The organism is Vibrio sp. V04_P4A5T148 (assembly GCF_963875605.1).
Taxonomy (GTDB): Bacteria; Pseudomonadota; Gammaproteobacteria; order Enterobacterales; family Vibrionaceae; genus Vibrio; species Vibrio anguillarum.
In genome coordinates this window covers 22,733-43,922 of the sequence record NZ_CAWNMS010000039.1, presented here as the reverse complement: position 1 = coordinate 43,922, position 21,190 = coordinate 22,733, and the positions used below count along the sequence as shown (strand labels likewise).

Genomic DNA, 21,190 nt, shown 5'->3' with positions numbered 1-21,190 from the left:
TTTTTGTATTGGCCCGTATTCTTTTGCTTTTTGGGGAAGTAAGTCGCTATCTAGAGATTCTTCACATAGTTACTCACAGAAAAGGTGAATAAATGTGGCTGGTGTCGCATTATTTTGTTGATAACTTTAAATTTGATGAAAAGTTATCCAATTAATGATTAGGAACACATAAATCTCGTGTTAATCACACTAGTAAGTTTGCTCCTATTGGGGATATGTGGAAAAATCAAAGCAATTAAGATTTTACTAGAGGTTGGCCAGTGATCGATGGCGATGGTTACCGACTCAATGTTGGTATTGTGATTTGTAACAACCATGGTCAGGTATTCTGGGCGAAACGATACGGACAACACTCTTGGCAGTTTCCACAAGGTGGAATTGACGACGATGAAACTCCTGAACAAGCGATGTTTAGAGAGCTTTACGAAGAGGTTGGGCTTACAAAGAAAGATGTGAAAATCATAGCAACAAGCCGTCATTGGTTAAGATATAAATTACCAAAACGGCTCGTTCGTTGGGATTCTCAACCTGTCTGTATTGGGCAAAAACAGAAATGGTTTCTTCTGCGCTTAGAGTGTGATGAATCAAGAATCAACATGCAGCGCGGCAGTACCCCTGAATTTGATGGTTGGCGTTGGGTCAGTTATTGGTATCCAGTGAGACAAGTAGTCTCTTTCAAGCGAGATGTTTATCGTCGCGCCATGAAAGAGTTTGCATCATTCGCGATGCCATTTAAAGAACGTAATAACAAAGGTAAGCGCAAAAATAAAAGAGGATAGACATGCTCTCTCAGCTAAGGGAAATAGTTGAACAAGTATCCAAGGTAGAAGATGTACACCAAGCCTTGGATATTTTGGTTAAGCAAACGTGCAATGCGATGAGTACCGAGTGTTGCACTGTCTATCTTGCTAACGAAGAAAAACATCGCCTAGAACTGATGGCAACGCAAGGCTTAAAGTTCAAAGGCGACAAAATCCACATCGGTTTTGACGAAGGTTTAGTGGGCTTAGTGAAACGTTCAGCTGAGCCAATCAACATTGCTGAAGCGTCGAAACATCCTAATTTTAAATACTTCAAACAGCTTGGCGAAGAGGTGTATCAAAGCTTTCTTGGTACGCCGATTATTCATCGCAAGCGAGTATTGGGTGTGTTGGTCGTGCAGCAAAAAACACCTCGCTTATTTAGTGAGATGGAAGAGTCTTTTATTGTCACTCTGGCGGCGCAAGTGGCCGTGATTATTGCTCATGCTCAAACACAAGGGCAGTGGCTGCTTTCGAAAAAGCAGTTATCCACCAGTGGCATTGCTGCGTCATCTGGCATCGCGATTGGTGAGTTTTGGTGGGATGACACCCAGCCTCAACTGTCTGATGTTTATCCCGCCTCAACGCTCGATATTGAACGAGAACAAGAGTGGCTAGTGCTGGCGGTAGAAAGCGCCTTGAACGATTTTCGTCGTTTAAGAAAAAAACTCGATAGTGATATTAATAAAGATGCGTTAGCCATCTTCGATCTCTTTACTCATCTACTCAATGATCCGATGCTACGCAACGATCTGAAAAGCCAGATCCAAAAAGGTGATCGTGCAGATTGGGCATTACGGCAAGTTGTGGAGAGTTATTCCAACCGTTTTGCGAAGATGTCAGATGTTTACTTACGTGAGCGTGCACAGGATATTCGTGAGCTAGGTCAGCGACTGCTATTTTTTTTGCACAACACTGAGCATGAGCAGCAGCAACTTGATAAACCGATTATTTTGGTGGTACGCGAACTTACTGCTTCAATTCTCGCCGCTATTCCTAAAGATAAATTACTGGCGGTGGTCTCTTTAGAAGGGGCTGCCAATTCCCACGCAGCAATATTGTCACGGGCGTTGGGCATTCCCGCAGTGATGGGAATTTCACTTAATCTCAAGGAGATCAACGGTAAAAAGGGCATTGTCGATGGTTATAGCGGCAAGGTTTTTATCTCACCAAATAGACAAATTCTAGCGGAATATCGTGCTTTAGCTTATGAAGAAAGCGAACTTTCTCAAATGGTTAATGAAACCATTGCAGAAGCTCCTTTTACGCAAGATGGCACACGTATTGAAGTGATGCTCAATGCTGGATTAAGTGCGGATACCAACATCGCAATTAACCAAGGGGTTGATGGTGTCGGGCTGTATCGAACCGAAATTTCCTTTTTGCTGCAACATCGCTTTCCATCAGAAGAAGAACAAGTGCAGCAGTATCGCAGCGTTTTGAACGCTTATCCTGATAAACGGGTGGTGATGAGAACGTTAGACATTGGTGGCGATAAAGCACTGCCTTATCTACCCATTGAAGAAGACAATCCCTTTCTTGGCTGGCGAGGCATTCGTTTTACGCTCGATCATCCCGATATTTTTTTGATTCAACTGCGGGCGATGATGCGTGCCAGCGGCGATAACCAAAATCTCAGCATTTTATTGCCAATGATTTCAGGAACGAAAGAGTTGGACGACGCAATGCGGTTGATTGAGCAAGCGTATCGAGAAGTTTCTAGCGTTGATGATCGGATCATAATGCCCAAGATTGGCATTATGATTGAAGTACCATCGATGATTTATCTTCTACCATTGATTGCGAGCAAAGTGGACTTTGTTTCGGTTGGAACCAACGATTTAACCCAATATTTGTTGGCCGTTGATCGGAACAATGCACATGTTGCTGATGTCTATGACTCCATGCATCCAGCGGTGGTGATGGCGCTTAAACAGATTTTAGAGACTTGCCAGTCTCATCGTATACCTGTTTGTGTGTGTGGTGAGTTGGCCGGGGACCCTATCGGTTCACTGTTATTAATTGGTTTGGGTTATCGCATGCTAAGTATGAATACCTCCAACGTAGCCAAGGTCAAATATTTGGTGAGGCACTCTCAATTAGGACAGTTACGGCAACTTGCTGACAAAGCGTTGATGCAACCTTACGGCAAAGACATTTATAATATGATGCACTCATACTTTGAAGATAAAGGCTTTGCTGGCTTTATCCGCGCAGGCAAAAAATAGGAACTAATGTGAATTTTGAGTTGATGGTTTTGCTGGTGTTATTGGGCTCAGTCGTTGGTTTTATGGCTGGTTTACTGGGCATTGGTGGTGGTTTAATTGTCGTTCCGGCGTTGCTTCTTTTGCTTCCCAAGGCGGGTATTTCCGCCGAACTTAGTATGCATTTAGCATTAGCGACATCGCTAGCGACCATCATTGTTACTTCGGCTTCTTCGGCATTAAATCACCTTAAATTGGGTAATGTGGATATGTTTGTCGTCAAGTGGCTCATGCCCGGCGTTATCGTCGGTGGGTTTGTTGGCTCAATGATCGCAGATGTGATTCCGACTCAATATCTACCGAAAGTATTTGGCGTGATTGTTTTTTGCCTGGCGATTCAAATGTTTTTATCGATAAAAGCACAAATGCAAAGATCGATGCCCGGTGCGTGGGTGACCATGCTATGTGGCAGTGGTATTGGTATTGTCTCTAGTTTAGCGGGAATTGGTGGCGGTTCGCTCTCCGTTCCTTTTTTGAATCGTCATGGCGTTGAAATGCGTAAAGCCGTCGGTTCTTCTTCTGTCTGTGGGTGTGTGATCGCAATCTCTGGCATGATTGGTTTTATTTTGCACGGTTATCAAGTGGAGAATTTACCACCTTACAGCATTGGCTATGTCTATTTACCTGCGTTAGTCGCCATTGCTTCGACCTCAATTCTCACTACTCGATTAGGAGCGCGTTACGCGACTCAGTTACCGACGGCGGTATTGAAAAAAATATTCTCCGTTTTTCTGATGGTTATAGCGGCAACTATGCTGTTTTAATCACTTATTATCTTCACCTCATTTTTAGTAAGAGAACACGTTTATGTCTCAGGGTTTTATACAGTTCCCAAATATTGATCCCGTGCTGATTGCGATTGGCCCTATATCCATTCGCTGGTACGGCTTAATGTATTTAGTTGGTTTTGTTTTTGCGATGTGGCTTGCCAATCGCAGAGCGGACAAACCAAATAGTGGCTGGACTCGTGAGCAAGTCTCGGATTTGCTGTTTGCTGGATTTTTAGGGGTGGTCATTGGTGGTCGTGTCGGTTATGTGTTGTTTTACAATTTTGATCTGTTTCTCCAAGACCCGCTCTATCTTTTTAAAGTGTGGACAGGCGGGATGTCTTTCCATGGTGGTCTACTTGGCGTGATCAGCGCAATGTGTTGGTATGCACGGAAAAATAACCGAACGTTTTTTGGTGTCGCCGATTTTGTGGCTCCTTTGGTTCCATTTGGTTTAGGCATGGGACGACTAGGCAACTTCATGAACAGTGAATTGTGGGGGCGAGTAACCGATGTTCCATGGGCGATCATTTTTCCGAACGGCGGGCCTTTGCCTCGCCATCCATCACAGCTTTATGAGTTTTTCTTAGAAGGGATTGTGCTGTTTATTATATTGAACCTGTTTATCCGCAAAAATCGGCCAATTGGTTCAGTCTCAGGGCTATTTTTGATAGGCTACGGAACATTCCGTTTCCTTGTCGAATATGTTCGTGAACCTGATGCACAATTAGGATTGTTCGCTGGATTTATCTCCATGGGGCAAATCCTGTCGCTACCGATGATCATTGTCGGTGCACTGATGATGGTATGGGCGTACAAGGTTAACCATAAAGTAACTCAATAGTGTTAAGGATAGTTTGTGAAACAGTATCTTGAACTTTGTCAGCGAATTGTTGATGAGGGCGTTTGGATCGAAAATGAACGTACAGCCAAACGCTGCCTAACGGTGGTTAACGCTGATCTCACCTACGATGTAGGTCAGAATCAATTCCCGTTAGTGACAACGCGTAAAAGCTTCTGGAAAGCCGCAGTTGCTGAGCTACTTGGTTATATTCGTGGCTACGATAATGCAGCCGATTTTCGCGCTTTAGGAACCAAAACGTGGGATGCGAATGCAAATTTAAATGCAGCTTGGCTTAACAATCCATACCGCAAAGGTGAAGATGATATGGGCCGCGTGTACGGCGTTCAAGGACGTGCGTGGGCCAAGGCGGATGGTGGGCAGATTGATCAACTGCGTAAGATTGTTGATGATCTTTCACGTGGCGTTGATGATAGAGGCGAAATCCTAAACTTTTACAACCCAGGTGAGTTTCATATGGGCTGCTTGCGCCCCTGCATGTACAGTCATCACTTTTCGTTGTTGGGCGATACTTTGTATCTCAATAGTACGCAACGCTCGTGTGATGTCCCGCTTGGCTTGAATTTTAATATGGTTCAGGTCTACGTGTTCCTCGCAATTATGGCGCAAATTACCGGCAAAAAAGCGGGCGTGGCCTACCATAAGATCGTCAATGCGCATATCTATGAAGACCAACTGGCGTTGATGAAAGATGTACAACTTAAGCGTGAACCGCTCCCTATGGCGAAGTTTCATATCAACCCGAAAATTAAAACGCTAGAAGATCTTGAAACGTGGGTTACCTTGGATGATTTCTGGATTGAAGGCTACCAATGCCATGATGCGATTCAGTACCCGTTTTCGGTTTAGTTGCCCTCTCGCATTATTAAAAAGTACTGTTTTCTAGTTGTAAAAAATCCCCGAAGCGTTGCTCGGGGATTTTTTTGATCTGTCGTGTGGTTTGTTCGTTACTTAAGCCGTTAGTGCCAGTATACCGCCAGGCATAATGATAAAGACCGATAGTAAATAACCCGCAACGACCGCTTTATTCTTTGTTGCCATCTCAGCGATCATTTCTGCGCCTTTAATTGGCAGTTCACGTAAAAACGGAACACCATAGATCAACACAGTGGCTAATACATTAAAGGTTAAGTGGACTAAAGCAATTTGCAAGGCAAATACCGCAAACTCACCAGAAACGGCCGTTGCCGCGAGTAGGGCGGTAATGCAAGTGCCAATATTAGCCCCTAAAGTGAATGGGTAAACATCGCGTACTTTCAATACACCAGTGCCGACCAGCGGAACCATTAAACTGGTGGTAGTTGAAGAAGATTGAACCAATACAGTGACGATTGAACCTGAAAGGATACCGTGCAGCGGTCCGCGCCCAATGGCATCTTTGAGTATTTCTTTCGCACGACCCACCATCAAACTCTTCATGAGCTTACCCATGACAGTGATAGCCACAAAAATGGTCGCAATACCAAGAACAATCAACATCATGCCACCTACAACTTCACCAAAAGTGATCAGCTGGCCTTTTAGTGCCGTGATAATTGGGCTCGTGATAGGTTTGATAAAATCGAGTCCTTTCATGCTCATATCACCAGTAGAGAGCAAAGGTGACACAAGCCAATGAGAAATTTTCTCTAAAATACCAAACATCATCTCTAACGGTAGGAAAATCAGTACCGCCAAAAGATTAAAGAAGTCGTGAATTGTTGCACTTGCAAAAGCGCGTTTAAATTCGACTTGGCAACGAACGTGTCCAAGGCTAACAAGCGTGTTGGTTACTGTGGTGCCAATATTGGCACCCATGACCATTGGGATCGCCATTTCAACAGGTAATCCGCCAGCCACAAGACCGACAATGATAGAGGTTACGGTGCTTGAAGATTGAATCAATGCTGTGGCGACTAACCCTATCATCAACCCCGCTATTGGGTGTGAGGCAAACTCAAACAGTACCTTAGCTTGATCACCTGTTGCCCATTTAAATCCACTACCTACCATCGCCACTGCAAGTAGCAGTAGGTAGAGCATGAATGCCAAGTTCGCCCAACGCAGCCAACGAGTGGTACTCGCAATGGGTGCAGCAGTAGTTGTCGCTTGGTTCATTTTCTTTTCTCCATTGACCTTTTGAATGTTGTTCGGTCTGTTGTTGAATCTGAGCGAGATAGTAGAGAATAATTATTTCATTTATATGACAGTGGGTTTCTCATTGATAACTCTGATAAAAACAAGTTTCACGGTGACTTTTAATTCTTTATTTATTGAATTTTCATGATGTTATGCGACGTTAACAACGTGGAGGAGGAGAGCGATGGACGCTAGTTTTAGATATTTTATGACGAAGTTGTCATTTTTGAACTCTAACTGCTCGGTATTAAGATTAGCTAACGTTCTTAAGTTCGGTTTTTCCGAGTTAATTGCTCATTTGGCTTGGGTTTGTTATAAACAACGACCAGATAAAATTGAGTGTCCTTATCATGTTTCACCTCAACTACAATCATCTTTACTACTTCTGGATGGTATGCAAGCAGGGATCGGTCACTAAAGCTGCAGAAGCACTCTTCTTGACTCCGCAAACCGTCACTGGGCAAATTAAGGCTTTTGAAGAGCGCATGGATGGTAAGCTTACTAAGCGTAATGGTCGTAGCATTGAACCGACAGAACTTGGGCAACTGGTTTTTAAATATGCTGACCGGATGTTCGGCTTAAGTTATGAGATGCTCGATATTGTCAATTATAGTCAGCGCTCTAATCTGCTGTTTGATGTAGGAGTGGCGGATGCCCTCTCTAAACGGCTTGTCAGTAAAATACTGATGACGACGGTCCCGGCCGATAGCAGTATCCACTTGCGTTGTTTTGAATCGACCCATGAAATGTTGTTAGAGCAACTTTCACAACACAAATTGGATATGATTCTCTCTGATTATCCCGTCGATTCCAGCCAAAGCCCGGGCCTGTTCAGCAAAAAACTGGGTGAGAGTCACATGAGTTTTTTTTGTTCAGGCAAGGTTGAAAATGTCTCTTTTCCCGCCATTTTAGAGCAGAGAAAGTTGTTGATACCGGGAAGCCGAACCGCGATGGGGCGTAATCTATTGCAATGGTTTGACCGTCAAGGCCTGAAGCCGAATATTCTGGGGGAGTTTGATGATGCGGCATTGATGAAAGCTTTTGCGCGTTATCATCATGATGCAATTTTTTTAGCGCCCTCAATTTATGTGGCTGAAGTTGGTGATGATCTTCCTTTGCAACTTATCGGTCAGATTGATGATTTAAAAGAAGAGTACTACGTCATTTTTGCTGAGAGGATGATCCAACACCCAGCAGTGAAAAATGTTTGCGATGCAGATTTTAATAATTTGTTTGTATGATGCTTTCACTACTAACGATAAATAGATTACTATCTCATTATCTAGCAATATTATTAATTATCGCTTGCCAAGTAATACTAATCTAAACTGGTTATACGCCTTCTGATGCCGTTATTGACGCTCTATTGAATGGTTGCCGTCATAAACGGTATAACAATTAAACTACGTAGAAAAAGGTACTAACCTTACTTATAAACTCATAACCTGTTGGGTTAAGGAAGATGCAAACTTGTGATGCGTTTGATGTAAGAAGTTGTTCCAAGGGAGCTTATTCATGAACCTACAAGAAATGGAAAAAAATTCCGCTAAAGCAGTGGTGTTGTTAAAGGCTATGGCTAACGAAAGACGCCTACAAATATTGTGTTTATTACACAATCAAGAACTGTCGGTTGGTGAGCTATGTGGGAAATTAGAATTGAGTCAATCGGCACTTTCGCAGCATCTTGCTTGGTTAAGAAGAGATGGGTTAGTGGATACAAGAAAAGAAGCTCAGACGGTTTACTACACACTCAGCAGCCATGAGATCAAGGCGATGATTGAGTTGTTACACGGTTTATACTGCCGCTAGTGTTTTGAAAAATACACAATCCGAAATTATGTTTCAGTAACATAGTTCGGATTTTTTTATATTGAAATTAGAGTAAATACTTTACTTGACGCTGCAGATATAAAAAAACCGGCCTTAGCCGGTTTTTATTTTCGCTGACAAGCAAGCCTAAATTATAGAGCTTTGATTGCTGCTGCGAAACGAGACTTATGGCGAGCAGCTTTGTTCTTGTGAACAAGACCTTTAGTCGACATACGGTCAAGGATTGGTGTAACTGCAGCAAATGCAGCAGTTGCAGCTTCTTTATCGCCAGCTGCGATAGCTGCGATGGTTTTCTTCATGTAAGTGCGCATCATAGAACGACGGCTAGCATTATGCTGACGACGTTTCTCAGCTTGGATAGCGCGCTTCTTAGCAGATTTACTATTTGCCAAGGGTCTAACTCCCAAAAACTTAGTTCGGTGACAATTTAAGGGCGGGGAATATCCCTTATTTGCTCTCAATTGTCAAATGATTTGTGCAAAAACCGTTCTAGGCCAAACAAATTTTGGTATAGGAAGGTCATCGCGGTTAAGATGCGGGGATTCTAACAGTATTTTTTTTCCAATGCTAATACTTATCTGATCTCGCACTGACATTCCTTATGTGTTGCTGTGGATAATGACGTTTTGGCTTGTTTTTCGAGGTAATAGTGAGCAAACGCCTACTCAAATCTGGCTTGATTGTCAGTGCTATGACGTTGATTTCTCGTGTGTTGGGCCTAGTTCGTGACGTAGTTGTTGCGAATTTGATGGGGGCAGGTGCGAGTGCCGATGTTTTTTTCTTTGCTAATAAAATTCCTAACTTTTTACGTCGGCTATTTGCCGAAGGGGCGTTTTCTCAAGCGTTTGTTCCAGTACTGACCGAATACCATTCATCCGGAGATATCAATAAAACACGCGAACTGATTGCTAAAGCATCTGGCACATTGGGGGTTATTGTCACTTTGGTGACTGTTGTGGGGATCTTATGCTCTGGTGCGGTCACGGCACTGTTTGGGGCTGGTTGGTTTTTAGATTGGCTTAATGATGGTCCTGATGCGCATAAGTTTGAGCTTGCGAGTTTATTATTAAAAATCACTTTTCCTTACTTATGGTTCATCACTTTTGTTGCTTTATCAGGAGCGATTCTCAATACCTTGGGCAAGTTTGCCGTCTCTTCTTTTACCCCTGTATTTTTGAATGTGATGATCATCGGTTGCGCTTGGTTTTTGTCGCCGCACTTACAGCAACCGGAAATTGGCTTGGCGATTGGCGTCCTTCTTGGGGGATTGGTCCAGTTTCTATTTCAAATTCCATTTTTGCTCAAAGCAGGTTTATTGGTTTGGCCTCAATGGGGTTGGAATGAACCGGGGGTTGTGAAAATTCGCACCTTGATGTTGCCCGCTCTTTTTGGGGTATCGGTCAGTCAAATTAACTTATTGCTGGACACCTTCATTGCCAGCTTCTTACAAACGGGCTCCATCAGCTGGCTTTACTATTCAGACCGTTTGCTAGAATTTCCGTTAGGCTTATTTGGTATTGCGATCGCTACCGTTATTTTGCCTGCATTATCCCGTAAACATGTTGATGCCCACAGCGAAGGATTTTCGCAAACCATGGATTGGGGTATTCGTATGGTTTGTCTGCTCGGTTTTCCTGCGATGTTAGGCCTGATTGTGTTGGCAAAACCGATGCTTATGGTGCTATTTATGCGAGGTGAGTTTACCCCGAATGATGTCAATCAAACGGCGTTGTCACTCTATGCATTTGGTTTGGGCTTGATCAGTTTTATGCTGATCAAAGTGCTTGCACCAGGGTACTACTCTCGGCAAGACACCAAAACGCCAGTTCGTTATGGCATTATCGCCATGATCTCTAATATGGTCTTCAATGCGCTTTTAGCGTGGCATTTAAGTTATGTTGGTTTGGCGTTAGCTACGTCATTATCTGCTTTTATCAACATGGCACTGCTTTACCGAGGGTTACATGTGCAAGGGGTGTATCAGATCACCCGTAAAACTATTGGTTTTATTATTCGCTTAATGGTGGCCAGCAGTGCGATGGTTGTGGTCATTGTTTGGCAATTGGAAGAAATGTCAACGTGGCTAGAGTGGAGTCTGACACAGAGGGCTACATCATTGGTGATGTTGATCAGTATCGGTGCGGTCAGTTATTTGCTTTGCCTAGCCGTGCTTGGCGTGCGTTTAAAAGACTTAAAAGCGGCGACAGATTAATGGTGATTAGTATATAATCCGTCGGTTTCGCACCTTGCTAATTGAGAACTATAGGTTTTAAGCATTTTCTAATGGAATTGATTCGCGGCATTCACAATATCAAGCCACAGCATCATGGCTGTGTATTAACCATCGGAAACTTTGATGGTGTTCATTTAGGACATCAGCAAGTTTTGAAGCAAGTATCCAAGAAAGCGCAATTATTGGGTTTACCTTCGGTGGTCATGACGTTTGAACCGCAGCCATTAGAATTATTTGCCAAGCACAATGCACCAGCTCGGTTAACTCGATTACGTGATAAATTTGTGCAATTGAACAAGCAGTCGGTTGACAGATTGTTATGTGTGAATTTTAACCAGCACTTTGCTAATTTAACGGCAGAAGCTTTTATTCGTGACTTGTTGGTCGCTCAGTTGGGTGTTAAGTTTCTGGTGATTGGTGATGATTTTTGTTTTGGTAAAAATCGCCAAGGTAATTTCAGTATGCTGCAGCAAGCTGGACAACAGTTTGGTTTTGAGGTGGTAAGTACCCACAGTTTTTGCTTGCAACAACAGCGGGTGAGTAGTACTGCTATTCGTAACGCTTTAGCAAGCGATGACTTAGTGTTAGCTAAGCAGATGCTCGGTCGTGATTACGGTATCAGTGGTCGAGTGTCGCATGGTCAAAAGTTAGGGCGAACCATTGGTTTCCCTACAGCGAACATTCCGCTTAAGCGCTGTGTTTCACCGGTCTCTGGTGTTTACGTCGTCAATGTCTATGGCCTTGATAACTCGCCCATCGGAGGAATTGCCAATATTGGTAATAGGCCAACAGTCAACGGGGTTCGCCAACAACTTGAAGTACACTTGTTTGACTTTCATGCCAATTTATATGGCAAACAGCTAGAAGTGGCACTTTTACATAAGCTTCGAGATGAAAAGAAATTTGAATCTTTTGGAGCGTTAAAGCAACAAATTGAATTGGATGCTGATGCGGCAAGGGTGTGGTTGCATCAGCTAAAGAATTAGTCGGATTATTCCACCGATTAATATCATGTCTAACGTCGCCCAATATAACGGAATTAAGAATCGATGAGTGATTATAAAGATACCCTGAACCTACCTGAAACAGGGTTTCCAATGCGTGGCGATCTGGCTAAACGTGAGCCAGAAATGTTAAAGCGTTGGTATCAAGAAGATCTTTACGGCGAAATCCGTAAAGCCAAAAAAGGCAAAAAATCTTTCGTATTGCACGATGGCCCTCCTTATGCCAACGGTGATATTCATATTGGTCACGCACTGAATAAGATTCTTAAAGACATTATTATCAAATCGAAAACCTTATCTGGTTTTGACGCGCCTTACATCCCAGGTTGGGACTGTCACGGGCTACCTATCGAATTGATGGTAGAGAAAAAAGTCGGCAAACCGGGCCAGAAAGTGACCGCGGCTGAGTTTCGTGAAAAATGCCGTGAATATGCAGCAGGTCAAGTGGAAGGCCAGAAAGAGAGCTTTAAGCGTTTGGGCATCATGGGTGAGTGGGATAAACCTTATCGCACCATGGATTTCGCCACCGAAGCGAACATTATTCGCGCATTGGGTAAAATTGCCGATAAAAGCCACCTGCTGAAAGGTTTCAAACCTGTTCACTGGTGTACTGATTGTGGTTCAGCACTGGCTGAAGCGGAAGTTGAATACAAAGATAAAGTGTCACCTTCGATTGACGTACGATTCAAAGCAGCCGATGAAGCGGCGCTGCTTGAAAAGTTCACGCTCGCGGCTGATCACGCCGGCCACGGTGAAGTGTCGATTGTCATTTGGACAACCACACCTTGGACCTTGCCAGCTAACCGCGCAGTCTGCTTACGTGATGATCTTGAATATGTTTTGCTGCAAATTGAAGCAGACGGTGAACGCTCTGCTGAACGCATTATCGTTGCGTCAGAACTTGCAAAAAGTGTCATGGATCGTGCTGGTATCAGTCATTACCACAATCTTGGTTTTTGCCGAGGCGCAGACCTTGAACTAATGTCTTTTAATCATCCATTTTACGCATTTACTGTGCCTGCGATTTTGGGTGAGCACGTAACTACTGAATCGGGTACTGGTGTCGTTCATACTGCACCTGGTCATGGTCAAGAAGACTTCGTGGTCGGTCAGCAATACGGCCTTGAAGTAGCCAACCCTGTCGGTTCAAACGGCGTATATCTAGCAGACACCGAGCTATTTGCTGGTCAACATGTGTTTAAAGCGAATGACTCTGTACTTGAAGTACTGAAAGAAAAAGGTGCTTTGTTGCACCACCATGCCTACGAGCATAGCTATCCTCACTGCTGGCGTCATAAAACCCCAATCATTTTCCGTGCAACACCACAATGGTTTGTTTCTATGGAGCAAGCCGGTCTACGCGCCCAAGCTCTAGAATCGATCAAAGGCGTACAATGGATGCCGGAATGGGGTCAAAGCCGCATCGAAGCAATGATTGAAGGTCGTCCTGAATGGTGTATTTCTCGTCAGCGTACTTGGGGTGTACCGATTGCGCTATTTGTGCATAAAGAGACGGCAGAACTTCATCCTAATAGCCCTGCGCTGATTGAAACAGTGGCGCAATTGGTAGAACAAAAAGGGATTCAAGCGTGGTGGGATGTCGACACTGCTGAGATCTTGGGCGAGGAAGATGCCAAGCATTACGAAAAAGTACTCGATACACTGGATGTGTGGTTCGACTCTGGTGTGACTCACTACGCCGTTGTTGATAAGCGTGAAGAGTTCAATGGCCACGGTGCAGATCTGTACCTTGAAGGTTCAGATCAGCATCGTGGTTGGTTCCAATCTTCATTGATTTCATCGGTAGCAATGAAAGGTGCTGCGCCTTACAAACAAGTATTGACGCATGGCTTTGTGGTCGATGGTCATGGCCGCAAGATGTCAAAATCAATCGGCAACGTGGTTGCGCCAAAAGATGTCACCAATAAACTGGGGGCAGACATCCTGCGTCTATGGGTTGCATCGACTGATTACACTGGTGAAGTGGCGGTTTCTGACGAAATTCTAAAACGTTCGGCGGATGCTTATCGCCGTATCCGTAATACAGCACGTTTCTTCTTAGCCAACCTCAATGGGTTTAACCCAGCAACGGATATGGTTGCAGCTGATGAGATGGTGTCGCTGGATCGCTGGGCCGTAGGCCGTGCCTTTGCGGCGCAACAAGAAATTGTCAAAGCATATGAAGAGTATAATACGCATGGCGTGATCCAACGTTTGATGCACTTCTGCTCAATTGAAATGGGTTCGTTCTACCTTGATGTGATTAAAGATCGCCAATACACCGCTAAACAAGGTGCACATGCACAGCGTAGCTGTCAAACGGCTCTGTATTACATCGTTGAGGCTTTGGTTCGTTGGATGGCACCGATCATGTCATTTACGGCTGATGAAATTTGGAACGAAATGCCAGCGATGCAAGCTAATGGCGAGCCGCGTGAAAAATTTGTCTTCACGGGTGAGTGGTTTGAAGGTCTGTTTGGGTTAACTGAAGGCGAAGAGTTGAACAATGAATTTTGGGCAGAGATGCAAAAAGTTCGTAGCTCGGTGAACAAGTTGCTTGAAACTGCTCGTAGTGAAAAAATCATTGGTGGCTCATTACAAGCTGAAGTGGTGCTGTTTGCTGATGATGCTTTAGTGGCTCAGTTAAACAAGCTTGAAGATGAACTGCGTTTTGTACTGCTGACATCAAAAGCGATAGTGAAGCCTCTGGCTGAGAAAAACGATGCGGCACAAGCAACGGAAACTGCAGGTTTGTTTGTGTTGGTGAGCGCAACCGAAGCAGAGAAGTGCGATCGTTGTTGGCATCATACTCCTGACGTAGGCACTATCACTGGTCATGAAACTATTTGTGGCCGTTGTGTGTCGAACGTGGATGGTGAAGGCGAAGTTCGTAAGTTCGCTTAATAATATTGGGATTCAATATGGCAGAGCAGACGCTTACTTGGAAACAATCAGGAGTTCGCTGGCTATGGCTAGCGCTTCTGGTCTTTACCCTTGATGTCGGTATAAAGCTGATGGTCATGGATAACATGGGGTATGGTTGGGCAAATCGCATCGAAGTAATGCCTTTTTTTAACCTACTTTATGTACATAACTATGGTGCGGCATTTAGCTTTTTAGGCGATCAAGCGGGTTGGCAACGTTGGTTGTTTACCGTCATCGCCTTTGCGGTGACGGGGCTCCTCACTTACTGGATGAATAAGCTGCCTGCGCAAGAGAAGTGGCATAATATCGCTTATGCCATGATTATTGGTGGTGCAATCGGCAACGTGTTTGATCGTATCGTGCACGGTTTTGTGGTTGATTATCTTGATTTCTACTGGGGCAATTATCACTGGCCAGCGTTTAACTTGGCTGACAGTGCCATTTGCCTTGGTGCAGCAATGATTATCCTTGATGGCTTTCGTAAAAAAGACGATGCGCACTCATAATGGCTAAAATAGTTGAATAACCCTAAGCGCTGTCTGTTGATTCAGGTGGCGCTTTTTGTTTACTCTTCATCTCTAAAAATACGGTGGCGATAGGCGTACTAAAAACGGGCATTTTTATGTCGTTATGGATGCCTTGTCTCCACACTAAAATAAATAAAGAGAAATCACGTGACGACAATAAAAGCAAACAGTGCGGTAACCCTACACTTCACCATTAAATTAAAAGATGGCTCTATTGCGGATAGCACTCATAATATGGGCAAACCCGCGAAATTGGTTATTGGTGATGGCAGCCTAAGCGACAATTTTGAGTTGTGCTTAATCGGTCTGAGTGCCGGAGAATCCAAAACCATTGAGTTAAAAGCCGATGACGCGTTTGGTTTGTCTAACCCAGATAACATCCACCATATGGATCGCGCCAAATTTGCTGGTAATACTGAGGTGGAAGTTGGCACGATTATGGCGTTTAGTGGCCGTGATGGCTTAGAAATTCCTGGTATTATCACCGCTATTGCGGGCGATTCGGTAACGGTTGATTTTAACCACCCACTTGCAGGACAAGATGTCATTTTTGATGTTGAAATTTTGTCTGTAGAATAATTGGCAACTTGCGATAACCCTATTCAATGAGCAATGAAATGAAAATATTGTTAGCCAACCCTCGTGGTTTTTGCGCCGGTGTTGATCGTGCGATCAGCATCGTTGAACGCGCACTTGAGCTGTATCAGCCTCCGATTTATGTACGACATGAAGTGGTGCATAACCGCTTTGTGGTGGAAGGGCTGAAGCAGCGCGGGGCCATCTTTGTTGAGGACTTACACGAAGTACCTGATGACAATATTGTGATCTTTTCTGCTCATGGCGTTTCGCAAGCGGTGAGACTTGAAGCGAAAGCGCGTGCATTAACCGTGTTTGATGCCACTTGCCCTTTGGTGACTAAAGTGCATATGGAAGTGGCTCGAGCCAGTCGCCGCAGTATGGAAGTAGTGCTGATTGGCCATGCAGGTCATCCTGAAGTAGAAGGAACCATGGGCCAATACGCCAGTAAAAAAGGCGGCATGTACTTGGTTGAAAAACCGGAAGATGTTGAATCGCTAAAAGCTATCGTTAAAGATCCGACTAATTTACATTATGTTAGCCAAACCACCTTGTCGGTGGATGAAACAGCCGATGTGATTGATAAATTGCGTGAAGTGTTTCCTGATATTCAGGGACCACGTAAAGATGATATCTGTTACGCGACACAAAACCGCCAAGATGCGGTGCGTCAACTTGCATTGGATGTTGATTTGGTGGTGGTGGTGGGCTCGAAAAACTCATCAAACTCTACGCGTTTAAAAGAATTGGCGGAAAAGCTCGGAACGCCGGGTTACTTGATTGATTGCCCTGAAGATATTGATCCAACGTGGTTCGATGGTAAGAAAACCGTTGGCGTCACGGCCGGCGCATCGGCACCCGAAGCATTAGTGAATCAGATCCTAGATCGAATTAAAGAGCTTGGTGCTCAATCGGTTGAAGAAGTGCTTGGACGAGAAGAGAACATGTTTTTTGAAGTGCCCAAAGAGCTGCAAATCAAGCAAATCGACTAGTCAATAAAAAAGTAGTTGAATTAGACGTACCAATAAAAGAAGAGGGGCTTCCAAATGGAAGCCCTTTTCTATAACGCAAGCGAAGCGTCATTCACACTATGCAGTTTCTGTGACTGCTTTCGGTTTTTCTTCATCGGTAAGTTCGATGTCGCCTTTACCTTTGGAGATTCTAATTACATATATGGTTACGGACAGTGAGAACAAAATACCGGCAATGGTTGATGTTTGCATCGGTAAGCCGAAGCCTAATGCACTGTTATTAAGAATGAAGGTGGCACAAACCGTGGTCATAAACATCGCGGGGATAGTCGCAATCCAATGCAGTTTGTTGTGACGTAGTAAATAGGCGGAAGCGGTCCAAAGCATCATTACTGCTGTGGTTTGGTTGGCAAAACCGAAGTAGCGCCAAATAATAGCGAAATCCACTTGAGTGAGAATGGCACCCAAAACAAACAGCGGCAGTGCCATGAACAAGCGATTACGCAGCGTTTTTTGTTCCATATTGAAATATTCAGCCAAGATCAAACGGCTAGAGCGAAATGCAGTGTCGCCTGAGGTGATCGGTAGGATAACCACACCCAAGAAGGCGATGATGCCGCCAAACACACCTAATAAGCCAAAGGATGCGCTGTACACAACGTTACCTGGGCCACCGTTTTTCACTGCTTCTGATAATCCTTCCAATGAGCCAAAGAAAGAGAGTGCAATCGCACACCAGATAAGTGCGATAATGCCTTCACCAATCATGGCACCGTAAAACACGAAGCGGCCATTTTTTTCATTTTCCATACAGCGAGCCATCAATGGCGACTGAGTTGCATGGAAACCAGAGATAGCACCGCAAGCAATCGTGATAAAGAGCGCTGGCCAAAGTGGTAGGTCGTTCGGGTTCATGTTGCTGAACATGTCGCTCATTTCAAAACCGCCCATCACAGTGTGTTCACTGGAAAGTGCAATCGCGGTCATTAAGCCAACCGACATAAAGATCAACAATGCGCCGAACAGTGGGTAGAAACGGCCGATGATTTTATCGACAGGAACGATGGTGGCGAGAATGTAGTAAGCGAAAATAATCACCACCATTGAGGTCATGCTCACCGTTAGACTCGTTTGCTCGTTAATCAGATTGGTGATCATCCCCGCAGGCGCAGAAACGAAAACAACCCCCACAAGCAGTAATAGTACAATGGCAAAAATGTTCATAAAATGTTTTGCGCCATTGCCTAGGTAGCGGCCGGTAATGGTGGGCACTGAAGCGCCGCCATTGCGTACCGACAACATGCCTGAAAAGTAGTCATGTACCGCACCTGCAAAAATACAGCCGACGACAATCCACAACATTGCTGCAGGACCATAGAGTGCGCCCATGATTGGGCCGAAAATTGGGCCTACGCCAGCAATATTAAGCAATTGTACCAAGTAGACTTTTTTGGTCGACATAGGAACATAGTCCACGCCATCACTCATGGTGTGGGCCGGTGTTTTACGGTTCTCGTTAATACCAAATACTTTTTCTACAAAAGCGCCGTAGATAAAGTATCCGGCCAGTAGGGCTGCGACACAGGTAAGAAACCACATCATAGCAATTGTCCTTTATGAATGAATTAAGCTCACTGTGGATAATAAAGGGCTCTGTGACGAGAAACATCTGCTTTTCCAGTGAGCGGCACTATAGCCAGTTAAGTGGCTATTTCACACAATAAGTGGTTTAGGGCTCGTCTCATCATCTGGATCAATAATGCTTTGTTGCTGGGAGGCAATGAGTGGCATCTTACAAGCAATCTGCTAGGCTAATTGAATGAAAATAAGAACTTAAGGACAACAATGAAAAAATTAAGTGTATTGTGCGCTGCTATATTGATGGTTGGGTGTGCGGCCTCTGATGCTGAATTAGCACAAAACGGAGATTGGCAACAAATTGGTTATCAAGATGGAGTCACAGGTCATACTCAGCGCAGCTATAAAAAGCTTTCTGAGCTGGGTTCGGTGCAACAAGCCGATTACGAAGCGGGATACGTTAAAGGGCTAAGCGAGTATTGTAACCCCAATTTTGCCTATCAAATTGGATTGTCAGGACTATATTATGAAGGTGCGTGCGAAGGAACCGAGCAAGCACAGCGCTTTCGCATGGAATGGCAACGGGGTTGGAATGAGTTTTCTAACTGACTTTTTGATTGAGAGCCACTAGTGGCTCTCGTGTTCACTTTCCATTGCCCGGCGAAGAAAACCATCAGACTCAGTCAATTTATCCATAGCTTCTGCATAACTTAACCCCGTCAAGTGCATCAATATCGCTACTTTTACATTGTTGTTGCTTTGGGCTAATAAGTATTCAGCCTCAGCGCGTTCACAGTCGGTTGCTTGCATCACAATTCGCACCGCTCTGGCGATGAGTTTTCGGTTAGTGGCCTTAACATCGACCATTAAATTTTGGTAACTCTTACCAAGACGGATCATGCTAGCGGTGGTGAGCATGTTGAGTACCAGCTTCTGCGCTGTACCGGATTTTAAGCGCGTTGAACCGGTAAGAGCTTCTGGCCCAACGACAGGGCTAATGGCTATTTGAGCCAATTCTGCAATCGGGGAATCCGGGTTACATGATAGGGCAATGGTTGTCGCGCCCAAATCATTAGCATACTCCAAGGCACCGATGACATAAGGTGTGCGCCCACTAGCGGCAATGCCAACAACCACATCTTGATCCGTAAAATGAATACTTTTGAGATCTTGAATGCCGAGTTCTGCGCAATCTTCCGCCCCTTCTTTAGCACTGAACATGGCCTCTTTCCCACCGGCAATCAAACCAATCACCATCTGATCGCTAACTCCAAATGTTGGAGGGCACTCTGATGCATCAAGAACGCCTAATCGACCACTGGTTCCTGCGCCAATGTAGATTAATCGACCACCATGTTTGAATGCATAGGTAATTCGATCCACGGCTAAGGCGATCTCCGGAAGGACTTTTTCGACGGCTAGCGGAACGTGCTTATCTTGTTGATTGAGCCGTTCTACAATTTCTTGTGCTGATAGTAGGTCAATATCCATTGTGTCAGGGTTGCGACCTTCGGAAATAAGGTGAGAAAGCGCAGAGAGCAGCGCGTCATTAGTCATACCATTCCTTACTTATTAATGAGTAAAATAGACCACACCCAACGAAGCGAGAGCGCTTGCTCCGGTTACTTCTGGTAGATTGCTGGGTAAATTATGCAGACGACGTTGAGCAAGCCAAGCAAAAGCCATTGCTTCCATGTAGTCACTATCCACCCCTTTATCGCTGGTGGGCATGATGCGCCAGTGTGCTAAATGGGCCTGCAAACGTTCAACCAATAGCGGGTTACGGGCACCGCCCCCACACAGCAGCAATTCCGGCGCTGGCCCACATTGGTAGTGTGCGACTTGCGTGGCGATGGTGAGTGCTGTGTATTCACAGAGTGTACGTTGCACATCTTCTGCTGCTAACGAAAACTCAGCCAATATCTGCTGAAGCCAAGGGAGATTAAACAGCTCGCGACCTGTACTTTTCGGTGCATTCAACGCAAGGTACGGCTCTTGATTGAGACGTTCGAGTAGTGGTTGGTGTACCTTTCCCGATCTCGCCCACATGCCATTATCATCAAATTTATGGCCTGTCTGTTCAAAGCACCACGCATCCATCAATATATTGCCCGGGCCCGTATCGTAGCCTAATACTTTTTGCTGCGGCCGCAGTACCGAAATATTAGCGATGCCGCCAATATTGAGTACTACAACGCTCGAATCGGTTGATTTGAAAATGGTGTCGTGAAATGCAGGGACTAATGGAGCTCCTTGGCCGCCGAGCGCCATATCTTTGCGACGAAAATCAGCCACCGTGTCGATGCCAGTTTTGTTGCTGATGATATTGGCATCACCGAGTTGCATCGTAAAAGGCGTATTACCGTTGGGTTGATGAAAAACCGTTTGGCCATGGCAGCCAATCGCGCGAATATCGCACGCTTGATAGCCTGATTGAGCCAGTAAAGCGATGACTGCATCAGCAAACAGATGGCCGAGCAAGTGGTCTAACTCGCCAATCTCTTGCACATTGGTTGATTGCCCAATACAGACATTCAGCAAACGCTGTTTGAGATCTTCTGGCATTGGGAAATCAGCGTGAGCCAATAAACGAATTTGGTTGCCATCCATTTCGACCAGTGCTGTATCGACACCATCCATGCTTGTGCCAGACATCACACCAATGTAGCGTTCAATGCTCTTCATTCGCTTCTCCTTCAACTCGAAAACAAAATCATTGTAATAGAAATTCAAAG

19 protein-coding genes are annotated in these 21,190 nt (G+C 44.7%); 14 read left to right on the top strand and 5 right to left on the bottom strand.

All coding sequences use genetic code 11. The annotated features are described in order from the left end of the window. The first annotated feature begins 260 nt into the window (after positions 1-260). From rppH to AACT18_RS08405, 5 genes are read left to right on the top strand one after another with little or no spacing between them, the layout of a single operon-like run. Complete coding sequence (gene rppH / locus AACT18_RS08425) at positions 261-779, top strand: RNA pyrophosphohydrolase (RefSeq protein WP_010319133.1); 519 nt, start codon at positions 261-263, stop codon at positions 777-779. 2 nt (positions 780-781) lie between these two features. Next, positions 782-3,028, top strand: coding sequence for a phosphoenolpyruvate--protein phosphotransferase (gene ptsP / locus AACT18_RS08420; protein ID WP_094125178.1), 2,247 nt, complete (start codon positions 782-784; stop codon positions 3,026-3,028). A gap of 8 nt (positions 3,029-3,036) precedes the next feature. After that, positions 3,037-3,828 carry a sulfite exporter TauE/SafE family protein gene (locus AACT18_RS08415; protein ID WP_047690145.1) on the top strand — a complete coding sequence of 264 codons (792 nt, stop codon included), beginning with the start codon at positions 3,037-3,039 and terminating at the stop codon, positions 3,826-3,828. Between the two features lie 43 nt (positions 3,829-3,871). After that, positions 3,872-4,675: a prolipoprotein diacylglyceryl transferase gene (gene lgt, locus AACT18_RS08410; protein WP_094125179.1), complete on the top strand. Its 804-nt coding sequence runs from the start codon at positions 3,872-3,874 to the stop codon at positions 4,673-4,675. A 15-nt stretch (positions 4,676-4,690) separates the two neighbouring features. Beyond that, the gene (locus tag AACT18_RS08405; protein WP_017043268.1) at positions 4,691-5,542 is read left to right on the top strand and encodes a thymidylate synthase; all 852 of its coding nucleotides are present in this window, start codon (positions 4,691-4,693) and stop codon (positions 5,540-5,542) included. Between the two features lie 102 nt (positions 5,543-5,644). Here the strand turns inward: AACT18_RS08405 and AACT18_RS08400 are convergent, their stop codons facing one another. After that, a complete protein-coding gene (locus AACT18_RS08400; RefSeq protein ID WP_094125180.1) occupies positions 5,645-6,790 on the bottom strand; it encodes a Na/Pi symporter in 1,146 nt (381 codons plus the stop codon). Between the two features lie 371 nt (positions 6,791-7,161). On the opposite strand from AACT18_RS08400, the gene nhaR reads away from it, so the two are divergent. Both nhaR and AACT18_RS08390 read left to right on the top strand, forming a co-directional pair. Continuing rightward, positions 7,162-8,052, top strand: a complete 891-nt coding sequence (nhaR, locus tag AACT18_RS08395; protein WP_064624493.1) for a transcriptional activator NhaR — start codon at positions 7,162-7,164, stop codon at positions 8,050-8,052. Between the two features lie 274 nt (positions 8,053-8,326). Beyond that, positions 8,327-8,620, top strand: a complete 294-nt coding sequence (locus AACT18_RS08390; protein ID WP_026028082.1) for an ArsR/SmtB family transcription factor — start codon at positions 8,327-8,329, stop codon at positions 8,618-8,620. A 152-nt stretch (positions 8,621-8,772) separates the two neighbouring features. Here AACT18_RS08390 and rpsT read toward each other — a convergent pair whose 3' ends face one another. After that, positions 8,773-9,033: a 30S ribosomal protein S20 gene (gene rpsT / locus AACT18_RS08385; RefSeq protein ID WP_026027444.1), complete on the bottom strand. Its 261-nt coding sequence runs from the start codon at positions 9,031-9,033 to the stop codon at positions 8,773-8,775. 257 nt (positions 9,034-9,290) lie between these two features. Between rpsT and murJ the strand changes: the two genes are divergently transcribed. The 6 genes from murJ (at position 9,291) to ispH (ending at position 16,898) form a co-directional block, all read left to right on the top strand. Next, the gene (gene murJ / locus AACT18_RS08380; protein WP_026028080.1) at positions 9,291-10,853 is read left to right on the top strand and encodes a murein biosynthesis integral membrane protein MurJ; all 1,563 of its coding nucleotides are present in this window, start codon (positions 9,291-9,293) and stop codon (positions 10,851-10,853) included. A gap of 71 nt (positions 10,854-10,924) precedes the next feature. Further along, complete coding sequence (gene ribF / locus AACT18_RS08375) at positions 10,925-11,860, top strand: bifunctional riboflavin kinase/FAD synthetase (protein ID WP_026028079.1); 936 nt, start codon at positions 10,925-10,927, stop codon at positions 11,858-11,860. A 63-nt stretch (positions 11,861-11,923) separates the two neighbouring features. Continuing rightward, positions 11,924-14,782, top strand: coding sequence for an isoleucine--tRNA ligase (ileS, locus tag AACT18_RS08370; RefSeq protein WP_094124825.1), 2,859 nt, complete (start codon positions 11,924-11,926; stop codon positions 14,780-14,782). Positions 14,783-14,799: 17 nt separating this feature from the next. Further along, complete coding sequence (gene lspA, locus AACT18_RS08365; protein WP_029189949.1) at positions 14,800-15,309, top strand: signal peptidase II; 510 nt, start codon at positions 14,800-14,802, stop codon at positions 15,307-15,309. Between the two features lie 168 nt (positions 15,310-15,477). After that, the gene (fkpB, locus tag AACT18_RS08360) at positions 15,478-15,909 is read left to right on the top strand and encodes an FKBP-type peptidyl-prolyl cis-trans isomerase (RefSeq protein ID WP_094124824.1); all 432 of its coding nucleotides are present in this window, start codon (positions 15,478-15,480) and stop codon (positions 15,907-15,909) included. Between the two features lie 26 nt (positions 15,910-15,935). Next, positions 15,936-16,898: a 4-hydroxy-3-methylbut-2-enyl diphosphate reductase gene (ispH, locus tag AACT18_RS08355; RefSeq protein ID WP_013857553.1), complete on the top strand. Its 963-nt coding sequence runs from the start codon at positions 15,936-15,938 to the stop codon at positions 16,896-16,898. Between the two features lie 96 nt (positions 16,899-16,994). Here ispH and AACT18_RS08350 read toward each other — a convergent pair whose 3' ends face one another. After that, the gene (locus AACT18_RS08350) at positions 16,995-18,479 is read right to left on the bottom strand and encodes a carbon starvation CstA family protein (protein WP_094124823.1); all 1,485 of its coding nucleotides are present in this window, start codon (positions 18,477-18,479) and stop codon (positions 16,995-16,997) included. Between the two features lie 243 nt (positions 18,480-18,722). Between AACT18_RS08350 and AACT18_RS08345 the strand changes: the two genes are divergently transcribed. Continuing rightward, positions 18,723-19,064: a DUF2799 domain-containing protein gene (locus tag AACT18_RS08345; protein WP_026027448.1), complete on the top strand. Its 342-nt coding sequence runs from the start codon at positions 18,723-18,725 to the stop codon at positions 19,062-19,064. Positions 19,065-19,082: 18 nt separating this feature from the next. On the opposite strand, the gene murQ is transcribed toward AACT18_RS08345, so the two are convergent. Both murQ and AACT18_RS08335 read right to left on the bottom strand, forming a co-directional pair. Continuing rightward, the gene (murQ, locus tag AACT18_RS08340) at positions 19,083-20,012 is read right to left on the bottom strand and encodes an N-acetylmuramic acid 6-phosphate etherase (RefSeq protein ID WP_017048824.1); all 930 of its coding nucleotides are present in this window, start codon (positions 20,010-20,012) and stop codon (positions 19,083-19,085) included. A 15-nt stretch (positions 20,013-20,027) separates the two neighbouring features. Then, a complete protein-coding gene (locus tag AACT18_RS08335; RefSeq protein WP_047690203.1) occupies positions 20,028-21,140 on the bottom strand; it encodes an anhydro-N-acetylmuramic acid kinase in 1,113 nt (370 codons plus the stop codon). Positions 21,141-21,190: the final 50 nt, after the last annotated feature.

Coding starts and splice junctions, on each gene's coding strand:
- ileS (WP_094124825.1), top strand. CDS start 11,924: ATGAGTGATTATAAAGATACCCTGAACCTACCTGAAACAGGGTTTCCA.
- ispH (WP_013857553.1), top strand. CDS start 15,936: ATGAGCAATGAAATGAAAATATTGTTAGCCAACCCTCGTGGTTTTTGC.
- ribF (WP_026028079.1), top strand. CDS start 10,925: ATGGAATTGATTCGCGGCATTCACAATATCAAGCCACAGCATCATGGC.
- AACT18_RS08390 (WP_026028082.1), top strand. CDS start 8,327: ATGAACCTACAAGAAATGGAAAAAAATTCCGCTAAAGCAGTGGTGTTG.
- AACT18_RS08345 (WP_026027448.1), top strand. CDS start 18,723: ATGAAAAAATTAAGTGTATTGTGCGCTGCTATATTGATGGTTGGGTGT.
- lspA (WP_029189949.1), top strand. CDS start 14,800: ATGGCAGAGCAGACGCTTACTTGGAAACAATCAGGAGTTCGCTGGCTA.
- lgt (WP_094125179.1), top strand. CDS start 3,872: ATGTCTCAGGGTTTTATACAGTTCCCAAATATTGATCCCGTGCTGATT.
- AACT18_RS08350 (WP_094124823.1), bottom strand. CDS start 18,479: ATGATGTGGTTTCTTACCTGTGTCGCAGCCCTACTGGCCGGATACTTT.
- nhaR (WP_064624493.1), top strand. CDS start 7,162: ATGTTTCACCTCAACTACAATCATCTTTACTACTTCTGGATGGTATGC.
- murQ (WP_017048824.1), bottom strand. CDS start 20,012: ATGACTAATGACGCGCTGCTCTCTGCGCTTTCTCACCTTATTTCCGAA.
- AACT18_RS08400 (WP_094125180.1), bottom strand. CDS start 6,790: ATGAACCAAGCGACAACTACTGCTGCACCCATTGCGAGTACCACTCGT.
- ptsP (WP_094125178.1), top strand. CDS start 782: ATGCTCTCTCAGCTAAGGGAAATAGTTGAACAAGTATCCAAGGTAGAA.
- AACT18_RS08335 (WP_047690203.1), bottom strand. CDS start 21,140: ATGAAGAGCATTGAACGCTACATTGGTGTGATGTCTGGCACAAGCATG.